General features: G+C 33.2%; 16 protein-coding genes. 8 read left to right on the top strand and 8 right to left on the bottom strand.

Translation table 11 applies throughout. The annotated features are described in order from the left end of the window. Positions 1-299: 299 nt before the first annotated feature. The 7 genes from Q4Q39_RS07780 to leuS form a co-directional block, all read right to left on the bottom strand. Positions 300-2,069: a MutS-related protein gene (locus Q4Q39_RS07780; protein ID WP_303281841.1), complete on the bottom strand. Its 1,770-nt coding sequence runs from the start codon at positions 2,067-2,069 to the stop codon at positions 300-302. A gap of 146 nt (positions 2,070-2,215) precedes the next feature. Beyond that, positions 2,216-2,920 (bottom strand): Bax inhibitor-1/YccA family protein, encoded by a 705-nt coding sequence (locus Q4Q39_RS07775; RefSeq protein WP_303281840.1) that lies wholly within the window; start codon positions 2,918-2,920, stop codon positions 2,216-2,218. 109 nt (positions 2,921-3,029) lie between these two features. Continuing rightward, positions 3,030-3,728 (bottom strand): zinc metallopeptidase, encoded by a 699-nt coding sequence (locus Q4Q39_RS07770; protein WP_303281839.1) that lies wholly within the window; start codon positions 3,726-3,728, stop codon positions 3,030-3,032. Between the two features lie 72 nt (positions 3,729-3,800). Then, a complete protein-coding gene (gene ald, locus Q4Q39_RS07765; protein WP_303282033.1) occupies positions 3,801-4,901 on the bottom strand; it encodes an alanine dehydrogenase in 1,101 nt (366 codons plus the stop codon). A 171-nt stretch (positions 4,902-5,072) separates the two neighbouring features. Beyond that, positions 5,073-5,333, bottom strand: a complete 261-nt coding sequence (locus tag Q4Q39_RS07760; RefSeq protein WP_303281838.1) for a SemiSWEET family sugar transporter — start codon at positions 5,331-5,333, stop codon at positions 5,073-5,075. A gap of 219 nt (positions 5,334-5,552) precedes the next feature. Then, the gene (locus Q4Q39_RS07755; RefSeq protein ID WP_303281837.1) at positions 5,553-5,954 is read right to left on the bottom strand and encodes a DUF302 domain-containing protein; all 402 of its coding nucleotides are present in this window, start codon (positions 5,952-5,954) and stop codon (positions 5,553-5,555) included. A gap of 39 nt (positions 5,955-5,993) precedes the next feature. Beyond that, a complete protein-coding gene (gene leuS, locus Q4Q39_RS07750; RefSeq protein WP_303281836.1) occupies positions 5,994-9,275 on the bottom strand; it encodes a leucine--tRNA ligase in 3,282 nt (1,093 codons plus the stop codon). Positions 9,276-9,590: 315 nt separating this feature from the next. On the opposite strand from leuS, the gene Q4Q39_RS07745 reads away from it, so the two are divergent. The 6 genes from Q4Q39_RS07745 to Q4Q39_RS07720 all read left to right on the top strand — a co-directional run bounded on the left by Q4Q39_RS07745 (position 9,591) and on the right by Q4Q39_RS07720 (position 13,704). Further along, positions 9,591-10,466 carry a cell division protein FtsX gene (locus Q4Q39_RS07745; protein ID WP_303281835.1) on the top strand — a complete coding sequence of 292 codons (876 nt, stop codon included), beginning with the start codon at positions 9,591-9,593 and terminating at the stop codon, positions 10,464-10,466. 87 nt (positions 10,467-10,553) lie between these two features. Beyond that, positions 10,554-10,805, top strand: coding sequence for a DUF3098 domain-containing protein (locus Q4Q39_RS07740; protein WP_303281834.1), 252 nt, complete (start codon positions 10,554-10,556; stop codon positions 10,803-10,805). A 49-nt stretch (positions 10,806-10,854) separates the two neighbouring features. Beyond that, positions 10,855-11,652, top strand: coding sequence for an undecaprenyl-diphosphatase UppP (gene uppP / locus Q4Q39_RS07735; RefSeq protein WP_303281833.1), 798 nt, complete (start codon positions 10,855-10,857; stop codon positions 11,650-11,652). A 1-nt stretch (position 11,653) separates the two neighbouring features. Next, entirely contained in the window at positions 11,654-12,349 is a 696-nt protein-coding gene (truB, locus tag Q4Q39_RS07730) for a tRNA pseudouridine(55) synthase TruB (RefSeq protein ID WP_303281832.1), read from the top strand. 40 nt (positions 12,350-12,389) lie between these two features. Continuing rightward, positions 12,390-12,929 carry a hypothetical protein gene (locus tag Q4Q39_RS07725; RefSeq protein ID WP_303281831.1) on the top strand — a complete coding sequence of 180 codons (540 nt, stop codon included), beginning with the start codon at positions 12,390-12,392 and terminating at the stop codon, positions 12,927-12,929. Between the two features lie 121 nt (positions 12,930-13,050). Then, entirely contained in the window at positions 13,051-13,704 is a 654-nt protein-coding gene (locus Q4Q39_RS07720) for a hypothetical protein (protein ID WP_303281830.1), read from the top strand. Here Q4Q39_RS07720 and Q4Q39_RS07715 read toward each other — a convergent pair. Next, positions 13,688-14,305, bottom strand: a complete 618-nt coding sequence (locus Q4Q39_RS07715) for a thioredoxin family protein (protein ID WP_303281829.1) — start codon at positions 14,303-14,305, stop codon at positions 13,688-13,690. The two genes, Q4Q39_RS07720 and Q4Q39_RS07715, sit on opposite strands and share 17 nt — an antisense overlap. Positions 14,306-14,492: 187 nt before the next feature. Between Q4Q39_RS07715 and Q4Q39_RS07710 the strand changes: the two genes are divergently transcribed. Further along, complete coding sequence (locus Q4Q39_RS07710; protein WP_303281828.1) at positions 14,493-17,018, top strand: PQQ-dependent sugar dehydrogenase; 2,526 nt, start codon at positions 14,493-14,495, stop codon at positions 17,016-17,018. Then, positions 17,018-17,584: a DNA-3-methyladenine glycosylase I gene (locus Q4Q39_RS07705; RefSeq protein WP_303281827.1), complete on the top strand. Its 567-nt coding sequence runs from the start codon at positions 17,018-17,020 to the stop codon at positions 17,582-17,584. The genes Q4Q39_RS07710 and Q4Q39_RS07705 overlap by 1 nt, the downstream gene beginning before the upstream one ends. Positions 17,585-17,811: the final 227 nt, after the last annotated feature.

The raw sequence follows: 17,811 nt of genomic DNA, 5'->3' as shown, positions 1-17,811 counted from the left end.
CGTCGAAATGACAATAGAGTTCTAAATTAAGTTATTAACTATGTTGTCAACTTCGAGTGATTCTGTTTTTTACAGAATTGTATCGAGAACTAATTGTAGTTAATCATTAATCACTGAAGTCATTCATAATACGAAATTAACCTTGAGACCATGTCGAATGAGACACGATTGAGACATCACACCCTATTGATTTCTGTTATTCTAATTATGTGATTTCTCTCTCGGTTCGAAATGACTCAGAACATCAGATCATCTTTTCAAGTAATTTAGAAATAGAATACAATTAAGACAGTATGCGTTTAAACAATATTCATCTTCTTTAAAAGAAAAGAAGCATTCATATTTTGGCAAATCCCTACTTTTAATTTATAATCAAAATGAAGTTCATCATTGATGATTTCGGCATCAAAATAATAATTCTTCACATCCTCTAGTTCCTGTTCAATTTCACATAAGCTTAAATCGTGTGTAGCAATAATCCCTGTGGCGTTTGAAGCCACCAATTTTTCAACAAACTTTCTGGAGCCTATGGCCTTATCTGTACTATTTGTTCCTTTTAAGATTTCATCTAAAACAATAAAATAAGGTTCTTTTTCAATAGCATCAACGATATATTTTAAACGTGTTAATTCTGAAAAGAAATACGAACTATCATCTGTTAAAGAATCTGTTGTTCGCATACTGGTAATCAATTTCACTGGTGAATATTTACTTGTTCTCGCACAAATTGGAAGTCCTACATTAGCCATAACAATGTGCAAAGACACCGTACGTAAAAAGGTACTCTTACCTGCCATATTCGCCCCAGTTACTATAAAGAATTGCTCATTATCTATTGTTAAATCGCTAGCTATTCGTTTGTTTTTATCTAACAAAGGATGTCCTAAACTATTAGCATTAATAACCGCTCCTTTTTCTAGTATCTCTGGGTATATAAAATCTGGTTTATTAAAAGCAAAGTTTCCTAATGAATTATAAGCGTCAAAAAATGATACGACCTCAAACCAATCAGCAACCTTAGTCTTATATTGTTCAATCCATTTCTCAATACTATAGCTATTATTTATGTCTGTTAAAAACAATCCATTTCCAAAAATAGCACCTATAATATTATTTCTATTATCTAAAGCATCTAACGATTTTGAAAGCTTTTTAAAAATATGAGATGCTTTTTCTGTATCTAATTGTATTTGTTTTTGTTTCTGTTGTAATAATTCTGAAGAAAACGTTTCATTTTCTATTAAATCCAATAATAGTGAGTATTGACGAAATGTATCTTTAACTCTATCTGTATTTGAAGCTAAAATATTCGTTTTTTTAACATAAACACCAGTAATACCAAGTCCTAAAAATAGCCAATACCCAATAAGATCTGGACTAATAATATTTGAAACTGTTAAACCAAATATGACTATTGAGCATATGGCAAAGGTTATTGGCAACCGTCGCATCACTTTTGGTAAAAAAGATTGATATCCTTGTAACCAGCTAATAATGTTTTTAGCAGGTGTCTCAACCTCAACTAAACTTGATGTAGCTGAATAATATTGCCTCCATTTTGGTTTAGAACTCAATTCATTAATCGCTTCTTGGCGTAATTTAATAGCATCAATATTATTTGCTTTTAAAGCATCTGCCAACTTTTGAGTCCCTTCATTAATAGTTGTTCTATTTATAAATTGAAAAAAAGAACCACGACCAAATAAATCAATATCTAAGCTATAAAAATGATTAGGGTCTTGAAATTGCAAACCTTTATCTCGATCATGAAAATCACCAGAGGCTATTTTAATTTCTTCTTCATTTATTTCAACTAAAGCCTTATTAAAATTTCTTTGCGATTTTATATCGGTATACTTTGATAGTACATAAACAAATACAGCAATTCCAATGACGGCTATAACAATAGCAACTTGCCAATACTGAAATGTAAAATAGATTCCAAAACCTGTTATCAAAAATATAGAGAGTCTTAACATGCTTAAGGCTGTCATTTTTTTGAATAATCTTTGAGTTTCAGATTTATACGTTTCTGAATGTTCTTTATAGTATGATATTGGGCTATCCATTTTTAATTTTGATTTAGGTTCCCGCGTTCGCGAGAATAACACTTTCATAGAAAACCTCGAAACATCACATCGAGGGCTATTTTTCGAGTAAAGAAACAAAAAAGCCCTGAAATGATTCAGAGCTTTAAGTTTATATTTAATGATTTTTAATCTCGTGACATAAAAATACTAAGGATATACCAAAATAGTAACATTAGAGAGGCAAATAGGCCTAATGCTGCTGGAATATAATCTTCGGTAGTATATTTATTTATTAGATTAGAAGTTTGGTACAAAATAGAACCTCCTGCCAACAAACACATACCGACAGAGAACCATAAACCTAAATTAAAACCGAATAGTGAGCCTGCTATAATAAGTCCTATAGCTATAAAGAATCCGATTGTAAGTCCTGTTTTTAAAAAAGAAAAATCCTTTTTAGTAAGAAAAACAATGGCTGTTAATCCTGAAAATAATGCCAATGTAACAATGGCTGCCTGATTTAACATTTCTGGACCAGATTCCATATAAAATGCGGCAATATAGATTAGCGGCACAAAAATAAAAGCTTCTGCTAATATATATAATCCATAGGCTAAATACTGCTTATTCTTATCTGGTGTTTTTAAAGCCATACGCTCAGCATAATTTGTAATAAACATAAAACCACCTAGCATAATAAGCCATCTGTAACCTTCTGTCATTGATAATGCAAACTCAACAATTGTATTGCTTTGAAGTAATAAGTATTCAAAAAGAATAAATACTAAAACGCCTCCAGCGACATGAGCATAGGTTTTTTTATAAAATGCCACACGATCTAAATCTGAAGTTTGACTGAGTAATAACTTATTATTTTGAATTTCTTCCATAATTACGATTCGTTATATTAATTTGAAATTTAAATGTACTAAAAAAAGAAACCGAATTCTTCAGTTTTTATGAAAAATTCGGTTTAATATATGTTTGAAAATGCATTATTTAATCTCGTCCTCCAAATACTTGAAGTGCCCAATACACTAAAGATGCTAAAGCGCCAATTGCAGCAACTAAGTAAGTTCTTGCTGCCCATTTAAGTGCATCTTCAGATCCTGCATATTCTTCTTGAGATACTATGTTTTTGTTTTTTAACCAAGCTAAAGCGCGATTACTAGCATCGTATTCTACAGGTAACGTTATAAAGCTAAATAAGGTAGCAAACCCCATCATCACTAGTCCAGCAACTGCTACATAATACCCAAAACCTAAACCAGCAGCAGCTCCTAACATTAAGCCTCCAATAACCACCCATTGAGACATTCCAGATGTTACACTAACCACAGGAACTAAAGCAGAGCGCATTTGTAACCAACTATAAGCTTGAGCATGCTGTACGGCATGACCACATTCATGTGCCGCGACTGCCGCAGCAGCTGCATTACGCTGATTATAAACTGCTTCACTTAAATTAACTGTTTTATTTCTAGGGTTGTAATGATCTGTTAAACGACCAGGTGTTGAGATCACCTCAACATCTCTAATGCCGTGATCTGCTAACATTTTTTCTGCTATTTCTGCACCACTCATACCATTACGCAGCTGTACTTTCGAGTACTCTTTGAACTTTCTTTTTAAAGTGCTGCTTACTAGCCAACTTACTAAGGCTATCGCTCCTAATAATATATAATATTGTATTAACATTGCTTTCTTTTTTAATTATAATTAAATATAGCAAAAATAACGCCAATATTTGAATATGAAATTATGTCAGTTTCATGCAACTTCAACTTCCCAATTAAACGCTTCTGTTATTTCTTTATAAACAATCTCTCCTTTTACAATATTAAGCCCTTTTGCTAATAAAGGATTCATATCACAGGCTTTTTTCCAGCCTAAATTAGCTAGTTTAAGAACATATGGTAAAGTTACATTGGTTAGTGCTACCGTAGAGGTATAGGGCACAGCTCCAGGCATATTGGCAACACAATAATGGACCACATCATCAATAACATACGTTGGATCTTCATGAGTGGTTGCTTTGGTAGTCTCAAAACATCCGCCTTGGTCTACTGCCACATCTACGACTACCGTGCCTGGTCGCATGTCTTTAAGCATATCTTTAGTGATTAACTTTGGTGCTTTTGCGCCTTTTATTAAAACACCACCGACAATCAAATCAGATTCTTTAATGCGTTTTCTAATATTATATTCACTCGAAAATTCTGTAACGACATGATTTGGCATCACATCATTCACATAACGCAATTGTTTCATATTAATATCCATAATAGTAACATGAGCGCCTAACCCAGCAGCCATTTTAGCCGCTTGAATTCCTACAACACCTGCGCCTAAAACTAATACTTTACCTGGCGGCACCCCTGGAACGCCACCTAACAATACGCCTCTTCCTTTTATAGGCTTCTCTAAATATTTGGCTCCTTGTTGAATAGACATCCTCCCTGCCACTTCAGACATAGGTATTAATAGTGGCAAAGCACCATCAGTATCCTCGACCGTTTCATAAGCAATACAAATTGCGTTACTTTTAATCATAGCCTTTGTTAGTGTTTCACTCGAGGCAAAATGAAAATAAGTAAATACAACCTGATCTGGTTTTATTAGTGTGTATTCCTTTTCTATCGGTTCTTTTACTTTCACGATCATATCGCTGGATGCATATACTTCTTCAATAGAATTTAAAACAATTGCTCCAGCTTCTTGATAATCTTCATCAAAAAAACCGCTTCCAAAACCAGCATTGGTTTGCACATAAACGGTATGATTGTTTTTTGTGAGTTCAAAAACGCCTGCAGGCGTCATACCTACTCTGTTTTCATTATTTTTAATTTCAATAGGAATACCGATTTTCATAGTTGTCATTTTTAGGTTATTTTATTCCTACAAATTACAATGAAATACAGAAATTAAGGTACCATAATATTAAGATTAGATGATTTTTATGAATTTAATAAAACTGAAAAAACTATTTTATTAAATAGGAAATTCAACACTAAAATTTAGCTTCAAAATTATCAAGTTGATTTATTTTTTACCGTATTTAATTTTGAAATACACTAATAAAAATACTGATACGATGGTAATACTGTTTGCAAAAATCATTGGAGGGCTATTTTTTAGAAAACCGTAGATTAACCACATTAAAATACCTATGAAAAAAATGAATAGCATAGGCAACGATAAACTAGATACATCTTTGGTTTTCCAAGTTTTATAAACTTGGGGTAAAAAGGCTGCGGTTGTTAAAAACGCTGCTATAAAACCTATTATTTCTATGTGATTCATTCAGTGTAATAACTGTTTAAAAGTTGCTAATTTCTGCATTCACTTCGACAAGCTCAATATAAGAGCTTTAGAAAAAATTATATACTCAATACATTATGCGATTCTCTACCGTGTCTCATTTCGGACATGACTAAAACAGGTAGACTGAACCACCTCGTCTTCAGTTTCTTTTTGTGAAACTGAATCCACTCCTCTTTTTTAAGAAGGAGAGTTTTTCAACTATCCTGCTATTGCAGCATTTGTAATGTTATCTAATGCACCGGCTATCTTATTCAGTATCCCTTCTTGATTCGTAATACTGTGCCTATCTCTTAAATACAGAGGATTATTATATGATACTTTTACAACGCCTTCATTATCTTGATATACTAATATCTTTTGCGGTAAATCTAAACCCATGGTTTGCGAGTTTTGCATCAATGGTGTTCCTAAATTAGGATTTCCAAACATGATGATTTTTGTTGGGTTTAGTTCTAAACCGACAGAAGAAGCATTTGCTTGATGATTTAGCTCTGCTATAATCTTTAAATTTGGATTGTTTTCGATAACACCTTTCAATTTTTGATAGGTTGTATCAAAATCTTGATGACTTATTTTTGAGATAATTCCTGTTTCATTCATAATAATACATTCTTATCATTATAGTTTCCAAAAATCACATTACCCTACAATATTGACTATTTTTCCTGGAACCACAATTACCTTTTTAGGTTCACGTCCTTGTAATTGTTCTTTCGTTTTTTCGTGTTCTAAAACTGTTTTCTCTATATCCTCTTTACTCATATCTAATGGCAATTCTAGTGTAAATCGCATTTTCCCATTAAATGAAATGGGGTAATTTTTACTGCTTTCTACCAAATGACTTCCATCAAATTTTGGAAAATCTGCTGTTGAAATAGATTCGTTGTGTCCTAATTGGTTCCATAATTCTTCTGCAATATGAGGCGCATAAGGAGACATTAAAATCAATAGAGGTTCCAGAATCTCTTTACTTGTACATTTTTGAGATGTTAATTCGTTAACTGCTATCATAAAAGTAGACACTGATGTATTGAATGAAAAATTCTCAATATCTTCTTCAACTTTCTTTATTGTTTTATGGAGTGTTTTAAGAGCCTCCCCTAACCCCTCCGAAGGAGGGGAACTCGTTACATAGAAGCTTCCATTTTCTCCTTGATGGTAAAGTTTCCAAAGTTTTTTCAGGAAATTGTGTACACCTGTAATACCAGCTGTATTCCATGGTTTGTATTGTTCTAAAGGTCCTAAGAACATTTCATAGAGACGTAGGCTGTCTGCTCCATAATCAATACATATTTGGTCTGGATTAACCACGTTGTATTTAGATTTGGACATTTTTTCTACGTCACGACCTACTTTATAAACCCCATCTTCAAGAATAAATTCTGCATCTTTAAATTCTTCTCTCCAATTTTTAAATGCTTCAATATCTAATTCATCAGAACTATTTACAAAAGATACATCTGAATGAATTGGTTGTACTTTATTTTTTCCTATTAATCCTTTCGATATGAATTTATTCTCACCTTCAATACGGTATACAAAGGCACTAGTCCCCAAAATCATCCCTTGATTAATAAGTTTTTTTGCATATTCATCAACAGGTACAACGCCTTTGTCAAACAAGAATTTTTGCCAAAAACGTGAATACAATAAATGTCCTGTAGCATGCTCACTTCCTCCAATATATAAATCGACATCCTTCCAATAATCCAATGCTTCTTTAGAAGCCATTTCATTATCATTGGTAGGATCCATATATCTGTTAAAATAAAACGAACTTCCTGCCCAACCTGGCATGGTATTCAACTCTAAAGCCCCACCTAACCTCCCCGAAGGGGAGGAATTCTCAAACTCTTCTTTGGATACGATGTCTGCTTTATCACCATATTGTAACCAATACCATTTTTTAGCGTTTCCTAATGGTGGCTCGCCTGTTTCGGTTGGTAAATACTTTTCAACTTCTGGTAATTTTATTGGTAAATGCTCTTTAGCAATCATTTGTGGCATGCCATTCACATAATACACAGGAAATGGTTCGCCCCAGTAGCGTTGTCTACTAAATACGGCATCACGCAACCTATAGTTCGTTTTTCCTTGACCTTGTCCCAATTGTTCCAACTCAAAAATAATGCGTTTGGTTGCTTTTTTATAGTTCATTCCGTTAATGAAATCACTATTTGCGATGATGGTTTTTTCTTTATCTGAAAACGCTTCTTCAGAAATATCTACACCTTCAAAAATATTCGGAATTGGAATATTAAAATGCTTTGCAAAATCGTAATCACGTTGATCGCCACATGGTACAGACATCACTGCTCCTGTACCATAACCAGCTAATACGTAATCGCCAATCCAAATAGGAATAGGTTCTTTTGTAAATGGGTGTTCTGCATAAGCTCCTGTAAAAGCACCTGAAATGGTTTTAACGTCTGCCATTCTATCACGCTCACTACGTTTTGCAGATGCAAGTATATATGCATCAACAGTTTCCTTTTGTTCTGAGGTGGTTATTTGTGATACTAGTTCGTGTTCTGGTGCTAGGGTCATAAAACTTACTCCGAAAATGGTGTCGGGTCTTGTTGTGAAGACTTCAATCCCCCTAACCCCCGAAGGGGGAACTTTCTCACTCTTGATTGATTCTCTTTGACTTAATTCTTCTCGAATAATTTTTAGAACACTTTCAATATTGCTCAAAACTTCTTCGTTTGTAAATCGAATAACTTTGAAATAATCATTTTCTAAAACTTCGGTTCTCTTAGCATCTTCATCAACTTGCGATTCATGAATTTTTCCGTCAACTTCAATAATCAGCTTTTTATCTAAACAAACAAAATCAACAATATAATCTCCAATTAAATGCTGCTGTCTAAACTTAGCATCAAGGTTCTTATTTCTAAGTTCTTGCCATAACGCTTCTTCTGCCTGAGTAGGATTAGCTCGCATTTCTTTAGCCCTTTCAAGCAATAAATGAGAATTATTTCCACCTGTCATATAACCAGGGCGTTTTTCAGAGCCTGCTTTCTCTTCCCTTCGGGGGAAGGATAGGATGGGGAATACTACAGACGCCCCAACCGACTTTCCAATCCAGTTACGTTGGCTTTCTTTTAAAGAATCTGTCCAATCAATAGTCTCTAGTCCTTGAAGTAAACGCTCTGCATATGCAGAAATACGCATACTCCATTGGGTCATTTTTTTACGAATAACAGGGTGTCCTCCACGTTCGGAAACACCATTTACAATTTCATCATTTGCTAAAACAGTTCCTAATGCAGGACACCAGTTTACTTCCGTTTCAGCTAAATATGTTAATCGGTATTGTAATAATACTTTTTGTTGTTTTTCAGATGAAAACCCATTCCATTCATTAGCAGAAAACATTTCAACATCATCATCACAAACGGCATTGACACTCGTATTCCCATCAGTTTCAAAAATGGTTACTAAACTTGAAATGTCTTCTGCTTTATTCGTTGCATTATTAAACCAGGATTCAAACAATTGAATGAAAATCCATTGTGTCCATTTGTAATAGCTTGGATCTGACGTTCTAACCTCACGAGACCAATCGAATGAAAACCCTATTTGATCTAACTGTCGGCGGTATGTTTTTATGTTTTCAGCAGTCGTTATTGCTGGATGCTGACCAGTTTGAATAGCATATTGTTCTGCTGGTAGTCCAAAACTATCATAGCCTTGAGGGTGTAATACATTAAAACCTTTATGACGTTTATAACGCGCATAGATATCTGAAGCGATATATCCTAATGGGTGTCCAACATGTAAACCTGCACCACTTGGATAAGGGAACATATCCAAAACATAATATTTTGGTTTTTCACTATTATTAACAGCTTTAAACGTTTGGTTTTCTGCCCAATACTTTTGCCATTTGGCTTCTATCTCGTTGAAATTGTATTTCATTATAATCTTACATAAAGGTTCTTGTCATTACGAAGGAGGTACGACTGTGGCAATCTTTTTTAATTTAGAACTTAAGATTCCCGCGCTTCACTCGGAATGACAGATTTTAAAAGCGCAAATTTAAACTTATTATAACAATGTTGAAAGTTAAAACGTTGTAATTATAGAAGCTTGAAGCTTAGTTTGTTTTTAATTTCAATTTAATAAGATTCCCTTTTTTACCTGAAAGACATGTCTTTGAAATTAAAAGACTTAAATCTTTTGAAGTTTCTTTTCATATACTTTATTATTTTTACCACATTAATCCATCATTTTATGAGTTCATCATTTGAAAAACACCAAAAGCGCAGACTTATCTCTTCTTATTTCTCAGTTGTATTAAGTATTGCTTTAGTGTTATTTTTATTGGGTTTATTGGGCATGCTTATTCTAAATGCTAAAAAAGTATCTGACCATTTTAAAGAGCAGGTCGTAGTAACGATCTATTTAAAAGATTCTGCTAAAGAGGTTGAAACGAAACAGCTTGAAAAAAGTTTAGCCATGGCAGAGTATGTGAAATCTACTGAATATGTTTCTAAGGAGCAAGCTGCTGAATTTATGAAAGCTGAAAATGGTGAAGATTTTATGGATTTTGTGGGTTACAACCCATTACAAAATTCCATTGATGTGCATCTTAAAGCCGATTTTGTAACTTCTGAGCATTTAGAGAAAATTTCTGCTGAGGCGTTAAACAAAAACTTTGTTGACGAGGTTAACTATGATAATGACTTAGTTAATTTGATGAACGATAATGTTAAAAAGATTAGTTTTTGGGTACTTATTATAAGTGCTATTTTCACTTTAATAGCTGTTTTACTTATTAACAGCTCTATAAGATTGGCAGTTTATTCCAAACGTTTTACTATTAAAACCATGCAAATGGTAGGTGCCACAAAACAATTTATCAGGTTTCCTTTTATTATGAAAAGTGTTCGTTTGGGAATAATTGGAGCTGTTCTGGCACTCATAGGCATGGCCATTGTTCTGTATTATCTTAATAAGACCTTTTTAGAGTTAGAATTACTAAGCAATCCTGTTTTAATGGCTTTTTTATTCCTTTTCATTTTTGCTCTTGGCATTATTATCACATGGATAAGTACGCATTTTGCAACACAGCGTTTCTTGAATTTAAAAACGGATCAACTGTATTAATATGAAACAATCAATTAAATTTAGAAAGTCTTAACGTTCAAGTTTTAAATAAATCCGTTAATTTGCATATCTGTATTACACAATTCTATGGGAGAAAAAAAACGAAAAGAAGAGGCTAAAAGTATATTTGTTTTTGGAAAGAAAAACTATAAATTTATGTTTATTGGTTTAGCTTGCATCGCTATAGGTTTTATTTTAATGTCTGGCGGCGGCAGTGACGACCCTAATGTTTTTAATCCTGAAATCTTTCACTGGAGACGCATAAGACTTGCACCCGCAATTATACTACTCGGGTTTGGTATAGAAATTTATGCTATTTTATTAAATCCTGATAAATAAAATTTAAAACTTATAAGTTTCGCTATATCTATTTTGATATTTTTGCGCCATGGATATAATCGATGCAATTATTTTAGGTATCATTCAAGGGCTTACTGAATTTTTACCTGTATCATCAAGCGGTCATTTAGAACTTGGAAAAGCCATTCTTGGCGATAGCTCTGTACCAGAAGAAAGTTTACTATTTACAGTCGTTCTACATTTTGCAACTGCTTTAAGTACTATGGTTGTTTTTAGAAAAGATATTTTAGATATTATTAAAGGTATATTGAAATTTGAGTGGAATGAAGATTTACAATTCGTTTCAAAAATTATAGTGTCCATGATTCCAGCTGTTATTGTCGGATTATTTTTTGAAGAACAATTAGAGCAACTTTTTGGAGGCAATATTTTACTAGTAGGATGTATGCTCATTATAACTGCTATTTTACTATTTTTAGCAGATAAGGCTAAAGACACTAATAAAAAAGTATCTTTTAAAAATGCCTTCATTATAGGAATTTCTCAAGCTATTGCTATGCTTCCTGGTATTTCGCGCTCTGGAGCCACAATTTCAACATCTGTTTTATTAGGAAACGACAAAACAAAAGCAGCTCGTTTTTCATTCTTAATGGTTGTTCCCTTAATTTTTGGTAAAATCGCAAAAGATGTTATGAGTGGTGATTTAACTTATGATAGCGGAAACTTCACCTCACTATCCATTGGTTTTATCGCTGCCTTTATTGCTGGTTTATTTGCTTGTACATGGATGATTGCTTTGGTTAAAAAAAGCAAGCTTAGTTATTTTGCTATTTACTGTATTATTGTTGGCGTTATTGCCATTGCATTTTCATTATTAAACTCGTAAAATGATTACGAAAGAAGATTATCTTTCTGGACAAGTCTTGTTAATAGACAAGCCTTTAAATTGGACTTCATTCCAAGTGGTTAATAAATTGCGTTGGGAAATCCGACAAGCTTTCAATATTAAAAAAATAAAAGTCGGACACGCAGGTACGCTTGATCCTCTGGCAACAGGGTTGCTGATTATTTGCACAGGTAAAATGACCAAGCAAATTGACACATTTCAAGGGCAGATTAAGGAGTATACAGGCACCATTGCTTTAGGCAGTACAACACGCTCTTATGATTTAGAAACTGAAATCAACGAAACATTCTCTACCAGTCATATTACAGAGGCCTCAATTCTTGATGCAACGCAACAATTTATTGGAAATATTCAACAATATCCGCCTATTTTTTCTGCATTAAAAAAGGATGGAAAGCGATTATACGAATTTGCGAGAGCAGGCGAAACCGTTGAAATAAAACCAAGAACTGTTACTATTTCAGAATTCGAAATCACAAAAATTGACAGTACAAATGTTGATTTTAGAGTGGTATGTAGTAAAGGGACTTACATTCGTTCTTTGGCAAATGATTTTGGAAAAGCTTTAAACTCTGGAGCCCACCTATCTGCACTAAGACGCACTAAAATTGGTGATTTTGATGTCACTAATGCTATTTCTATTGAATCTTTTATTAAAGACCTTTCCATGGAATAGTTATTGATAAATAAAATTTGTTTCACAAAACCACACTATTATGAAGCAAATTTACATCTTACTTTTATGTTTACCCTTTTTCGGTTTTTCTCAAATTCGCAAAGAAAAATCTCATGGTCTTTTTTATAAAATTTCGCTGGCTGCAACATTAACTATCAACAAAGATTATAATATTAACAATGATGAAGGCGAAACCTTTTTTAATCCAAGTGCCGTTTTCCTAAATAATACTGTTGGTTATCAGTTTGATAAACGTACCTCATTAGGATTAAATTTCGAGTATGACTACCACTCACAACAAAAACTTCAGTTTTTTCCAACCTATTTAAACCTTCGTCATAATATTATTGTAGATGACGAGAATATCTTTGTAAGAGCTGGGTACGGAACGCTTTTAAGCTTAAACAGGAATTTTGAAAAAGGTAATATATTTAAAGCTGGTATAGGTATTCAAATTTTTGATCAAAATTTCAGAAACTCTTTTCTTATAGGGTTAGATTTTACAAGGAAACGCTTTGAATATGAAACTCTGGAAGGCTTATCAAGTGTCTCAATTTTCTTAGAATTTATGCTATTCTAAACTTTTTAATGTATTTTGCCGTATATTTTGTAAATAACTCTCAAGAATTAAATAAGATTTGCACCTAACAAATCAGCATAAAGCCCTACTAATTACGTTCCTGATCTCAGGTACGGTGGTTATGTCTATATTTAATTTAAGTCTCAAAAAACAAGACAAATTTGCTTCGGAAAGCTACTATGAAATAGAACCTGAAAAGGAGTTAACCGAAGAAGAAGTTAAACTATTAGAAGCTTTAGAGAAACTTAATGCAAGCAAGGCTGAAACTAATAATGCCTTTAATGAAACAAAACAAAATAAGCATTTTGCTGAAGCTTTTAAACCCATTGCACCACCTGAAGATTATGTTCCAAAATCTAGCAGCATTTCAGAAGATACAGAATCTTATACTAAAGAATACAAAGCTTTAGATAATACTAAAGTAAAAAAAGAAGAATTATCATCATTTAGTAAAGTCAATGATTTATTGAAAAAACAGCAAGACGACGGCGCTAATACAAAAAGTACCATTAGTTTTTCTCTAGTTGATAGAGCTAAAAGATATATCCCTATTCCTATTTACTTGTGTGAGGTGGATGGTAAAATAGTTGTAAATATTACAGTTAATGAAAGCGGAAATGTTATAGACGCCTATGTTAACACCTCTTCTACTTCAGACAACGAGTGCCTTATAGAACATGCTATACAATACGCTAAAGATTCTCGATTTAGTGAAGACCCTTCAAAGAAAACACAATTAGGATCTATTACATTTCACTTTATAGGCAAACATTAGGTTCTAACTCGCAAAGTATATCGGTTAAATCATCTATAATATTTTGTCCTTTATTGGTATTATACCAATGCTGTAAGTCTTCTTTAAATTCTGGAGTCAATTTTCCATGCATAGCCTTGAATCTATTTACATAGTTTGTTGCTTCACTAGGCCTTGGTCCATAAGTATTTAAAACGTCCCCTGTATTATTATCTAACATAATTACTTTAGGAATAGCTCTTCCTCCATTAGTTAAAAAGGCATCCATCAGCTCAGGGTTCTCATCACGAAGTACTACTTTAAAATCAATATTATCATTTAATTCGGAAACTTTATTTAGCACAGGCACTATATGTGCTGCATCACCACACCAACTTTCTGTAATAACTAACCAGGTAATAGGTTCTTTAAAAGATTTTATTTTACTTAAGGCTTCATCTGTTACTTTAATAGTTTTATCCCAACGTTTCATACGTCGGTCATTAAGCTTTGTATAACTAATTAAAGCTTCTGTTTTTTCATTTCCAGTAGTAGAATTATTTTCTGTTAATTGCTTTACCAAATCTCTATAATCCTGATATGAAATACTTTTATCTAAGCTATTTTTTATAATGATGTCCATAATCTTCTTTTAATGAATAATGCAAAATTAGCATCTTGATTTTTTAATTAAGATGATATTTGTCATACTTTTACTTTAAACCTTACAAAATATAATAATCTGAAGCTATCTAAGTTATTATTTAAAAACATGGTTAGTTTGTTCCTAATTTTAAATGAAACTCTTTTAACCATAAAAGATAAATGCTATGAAACTTTATTTTTATACCTTTTTTTTGTCTTTTATTTCATTTGCAAATGCTCAAATCACTTATGAATCGGCATTCCCCAATATAGGGTTCGAATTTCCTGTAGAAATACAATCACCAAAAGACGGGACAGACCGTATGTTTGTAGTAGAACAAAGAGGACGTATAAAAGTATTTCCAAGGAATGCAGACGTTGTTTCTGCAGATGTAGATACGTTTCTAAATATAACAAATATTGTGCGTTTTAGAAACGGGCAAGAAGTTGGATTACTAGGATTAGCATTTCATCCTAATTATACTACCAATGGTTACTTTTATGTTTATTATACTGCCGATAGTTCTATTACTGGAATTGATGTTAAAATTGTGTTATCCAGATTTTCAGTCAGCGCAGGAGATGCAAATTTAGCCGATCCAAATAGCGAACTCATTCTTTTTGAATCTGATAAAAACCAAGATAATAGCAATCATAATGGTGGTAAAATAGCTTTTGGACCAGATAACTACCTCTATATTTCTTTTGGTGATGGCGGCGGTGGAAATGATCCCCAAGGAAACGGACAAAACGTAAATACGGTTTTCGGAAGTATTTGTAGAATTGATGTTGATGTAGATGGAAGTAATCCAATAGAAACTAATACGGCACTTCCGAATGGGAATTATGAAATTCCTAGTGATAATCCTTTAGTAAATGCTGATGGTTTGGATGAAATTTATGCATACGGTATAAGAAACACCTGGAAATTCGCATTTGATAATACCACTGGAACATTATGGGGTGCAGACGTTGGGCAGGGTGCTTACGAAGAAATAAATATTATTGAAAACGGTAAAAATTATGGATGGAGTCGTTTTGAAGCAGAATCGGTAGCTAATAGCGGAGTTACCATATCTGAAACCACCGAATTTCCCGTGTTTTTTTATGACAGATTACAAGGAGACAGGTCTATAACTGGTGGATATGTATATCGGGGGTCAGAAATAACCAGTCTAAATCCAGATATAAACTCTAAATATATTTTTGGCGATTATATAAGCGGACGGGTTTGGGCACTAGACTATAATCCAACAACTAATAGTTCTAGTAGTACGTTTCTATTTAAAACGAATGGAGAGTTTGTGTCTTCATTTGGTACAGACAAAAATGGAGAGCTCTATTTTAGTGACTATGGTAATAATGTGAAACTATACAAGTTAGTTGATGGCACAACAACCTCATCTGCAAGTACTGTAAACGGTATTGGCACATGGCAAAATTTAGACCAAGGCATCATAAATGGTGTGGTGCAAACCATTGCTACAAGTTCTAACGGTGATGTTTATCATGGTGGTATTTTTAATCAAGCAGGAACTATAAATGCCAACAATATTGCTTTGTGGAATAAGAATTCTGGCTGGCAAACTTTAGGAAGTGGATCAAATGGCGCTATAAATGCCTTAAAAATTGCTCCTAATGGTAATTTATATGCAGGCGGTGCCTTTTCAGAAATTGGAGGCGTAAGCGCCAATAACATTGCTGTATGGAATGGCAGTTCATGGGCAGCTCTTGGGACCGGAGTAGATGGTACCGTAGCAGCATTAGAAACGGATGCCATGGGCAACTTATACGTGGGAGGCGTTTTTGAAACGGCAAATAACATGACTGTAAAAAATATTGCCCTATGGAATGGAAACTCCTGGTCGCCATTAACAGATAATGCAACTACTATTTCTGGGACTAATAACGAGATTAGATCTCTTGCATTCGATAACACTGTTTTATATGTAGGTGGAAACTTTGATGAAGCTGGAGGTATAACGGCAAACAGAATTGCAACATGGGATGGTTCAAATTGGGGAACATTAGGCTCTGGAACCAGTGGTTTTGTAGAAGCTATTGCAACTACAGACACTGATATTTATATTGGTGGAAACTTTGCAATTGCTGGCGGAAATAACGTAAACAGAATTGCCAAATGGAATAAAGCAAGTACAAATTGGTCGGCCTTAGGTAATGGTGTAAATAACATTGTGAACAGTTTAATACACGATGGTACTAATTTATATGCAGCTGGAGCTTTCAATATTGCGAATGTTGATGCTAGCAATAGTATTATAGTAAACAATATTTCGCAATGGAGTGAAACTAATGGTTGGAAAACATTGGGCACAAATGAAGATGTAGGTGTAGACATAAAAATTAATACTATAAAGTTTGCTCAAGATACAGATGGAATAGATAAAATATTCGTTGGCGGAAACTTCTCTAATGCAGGATCTATAAGCGTTAACAATACAGCACAATGGTTGTCAGGCAATTTATTGAATGTTTCAAATTATTCAGATACTATTAATTTCTATTTATATCCAAATCCAACAACTGGATTGGTAAATTTAAATACTGAATGCGAATGGGCACTTTTTAATACTATAGGAAAAATTATTAAAACAGGTAAAAACAAAGAATTCTCAGTAGCTTTGTATCCTTCTGGAATATATTTTCTAAAAATAAAACATGGTTCAACTTTAAAAATTATTAAAAAATAATGACTACAGAACATAAATGTAACTGGTGTGTTGGTGACGAACTATATGAAGCTTACCACGATCAAGAATGGGGCAATCCTGTTTATGACGATGATACTCTTTTTGAATTTTTAATTTTAGAAACGTTTCAAGCTGGTTTAAGCTGGATTACTGTTTTACGAAAGCGTGAAAATTTCAGAAAAGCCTTTGATCACTTTGATTATAAAAAAATTGCTAACTATAAGCAGGATAAGATTGATTCTCTACTTCAGGATACTGGTATTATTAGAAATAAACTAAAAGTAAATGCTACAGTTAGCAATGCACAAGCTTTCATGAAAGTTCAGGAAGAATTCGGAAGTTTTAGTAAATATATTTGGGGCTTTGTAAACGGTAAACCTATAAGAAATAGTTTTAAAATGCTAAAAGATGTTCCTGCGAACACGCCTTTAAGTGATACTATTAGTAAAGACCTAAAAAAACGAGGGTTTAAATTTGTAGGCACTACAGTTGTTTATGCTCATATGCAGGCCACTGGCATGGTAAACGACCATGTGGTGGATTGTTTTAGATATAATCAGGTTTAGCTTTTTCTGATTCCTCTAAAATATTAATCTGATTTTCAATTTTTTTAACCCGTTGTTTCCAAACTTTATTTAAAAAAACAGATTTGCAAAACAACCATGATACTAAAAAACATGGTACTTATCCAACTTTTGCGACGATCCCAAACAACATTAGAGGTTAAAAATCCCATAAAAACAACAACAGCTAATACTCTGGAAATAATAGAAACTTTGGAGTAACTCTTTTA

Source organism: Flavivirga amylovorans, assembly GCF_030540875.1.
GTDB classification, from domain to species: Bacteria; Bacteroidota; Bacteroidia; order Flavobacteriales; family Flavobacteriaceae; genus Flavivirga; species Flavivirga amylovorans.
This window is presented reverse-complemented; position numbering and strand designations above follow the sequence as displayed.

Bases quoted from the DNA above. Each gene is read 5' to 3' on its own strand.
- Q4Q39_RS07780 (WP_303281841.1), bottom strand. From the start codon at position 2,069: ATGGATAGCCCAATATCATACTATAAAGAACATTCAGAAACGTATAAA.
- Q4Q39_RS07775 (WP_303281840.1), bottom strand. From the start codon at position 2,920: ATGGAAGAAATTCAAAATAATAAGTTATTACTCAGTCAAACTTCAGAT.
- Q4Q39_RS07770 (WP_303281839.1), bottom strand. From the start codon at position 3,728: ATGTTAATACAATATTATATATTATTAGGAGCGATAGCCTTAGTAAGT.
- ald (WP_303282033.1), bottom strand. From the start codon at position 4,901: ATGAAAATCGGTATTCCTATTGAAATTAAAAATAATGAAAACAGAGTA.
- Q4Q39_RS07760 (WP_303281838.1), bottom strand. From the start codon at position 5,333: ATGAATCACATAGAAATAATAGGTTTTATAGCAGCGTTTTTAACAACC.
- Q4Q39_RS07755 (WP_303281837.1), bottom strand. From the start codon at position 5,954: ATGAATGAAACAGGAATTATCTCAAAAATAAGTCATCAAGATTTTGAT.
- leuS (WP_303281836.1), bottom strand. From the start codon at position 9,275: ATGAAATACAATTTCAACGAGATAGAAGCCAAATGGCAAAAGTATTGG.
- Q4Q39_RS07745 (WP_303281835.1), top strand. From the start codon at position 9,591: ATGAGTTCATCATTTGAAAAACACCAAAAGCGCAGACTTATCTCTTCT.
- Q4Q39_RS07740 (WP_303281834.1), top strand. From the start codon at position 10,554: ATGGGAGAAAAAAAACGAAAAGAAGAGGCTAAAAGTATATTTGTTTTT.
- uppP (WP_303281833.1), top strand. From the start codon at position 10,855: ATGGATATAATCGATGCAATTATTTTAGGTATCATTCAAGGGCTTACT.
- truB (WP_303281832.1), top strand. From the start codon at position 11,654: ATGATTACGAAAGAAGATTATCTTTCTGGACAAGTCTTGTTAATAGAC.
- Q4Q39_RS07725 (WP_303281831.1), top strand. From the start codon at position 12,390: ATGAAGCAAATTTACATCTTACTTTTATGTTTACCCTTTTTCGGTTTT.
- Q4Q39_RS07720 (WP_303281830.1), top strand. From the start codon at position 13,051: ATGTCTATATTTAATTTAAGTCTCAAAAAACAAGACAAATTTGCTTCG.
- Q4Q39_RS07715 (WP_303281829.1), bottom strand. From the start codon at position 14,305: ATGGACATCATTATAAAAAATAGCTTAGATAAAAGTATTTCATATCAG.
- Q4Q39_RS07710 (WP_303281828.1), top strand. From the start codon at position 14,493: ATGAAACTTTATTTTTATACCTTTTTTTTGTCTTTTATTTCATTTGCA.
- Q4Q39_RS07705 (WP_303281827.1), top strand. From the start codon at position 17,018: ATGACTACAGAACATAAATGTAACTGGTGTGTTGGTGACGAACTATAT.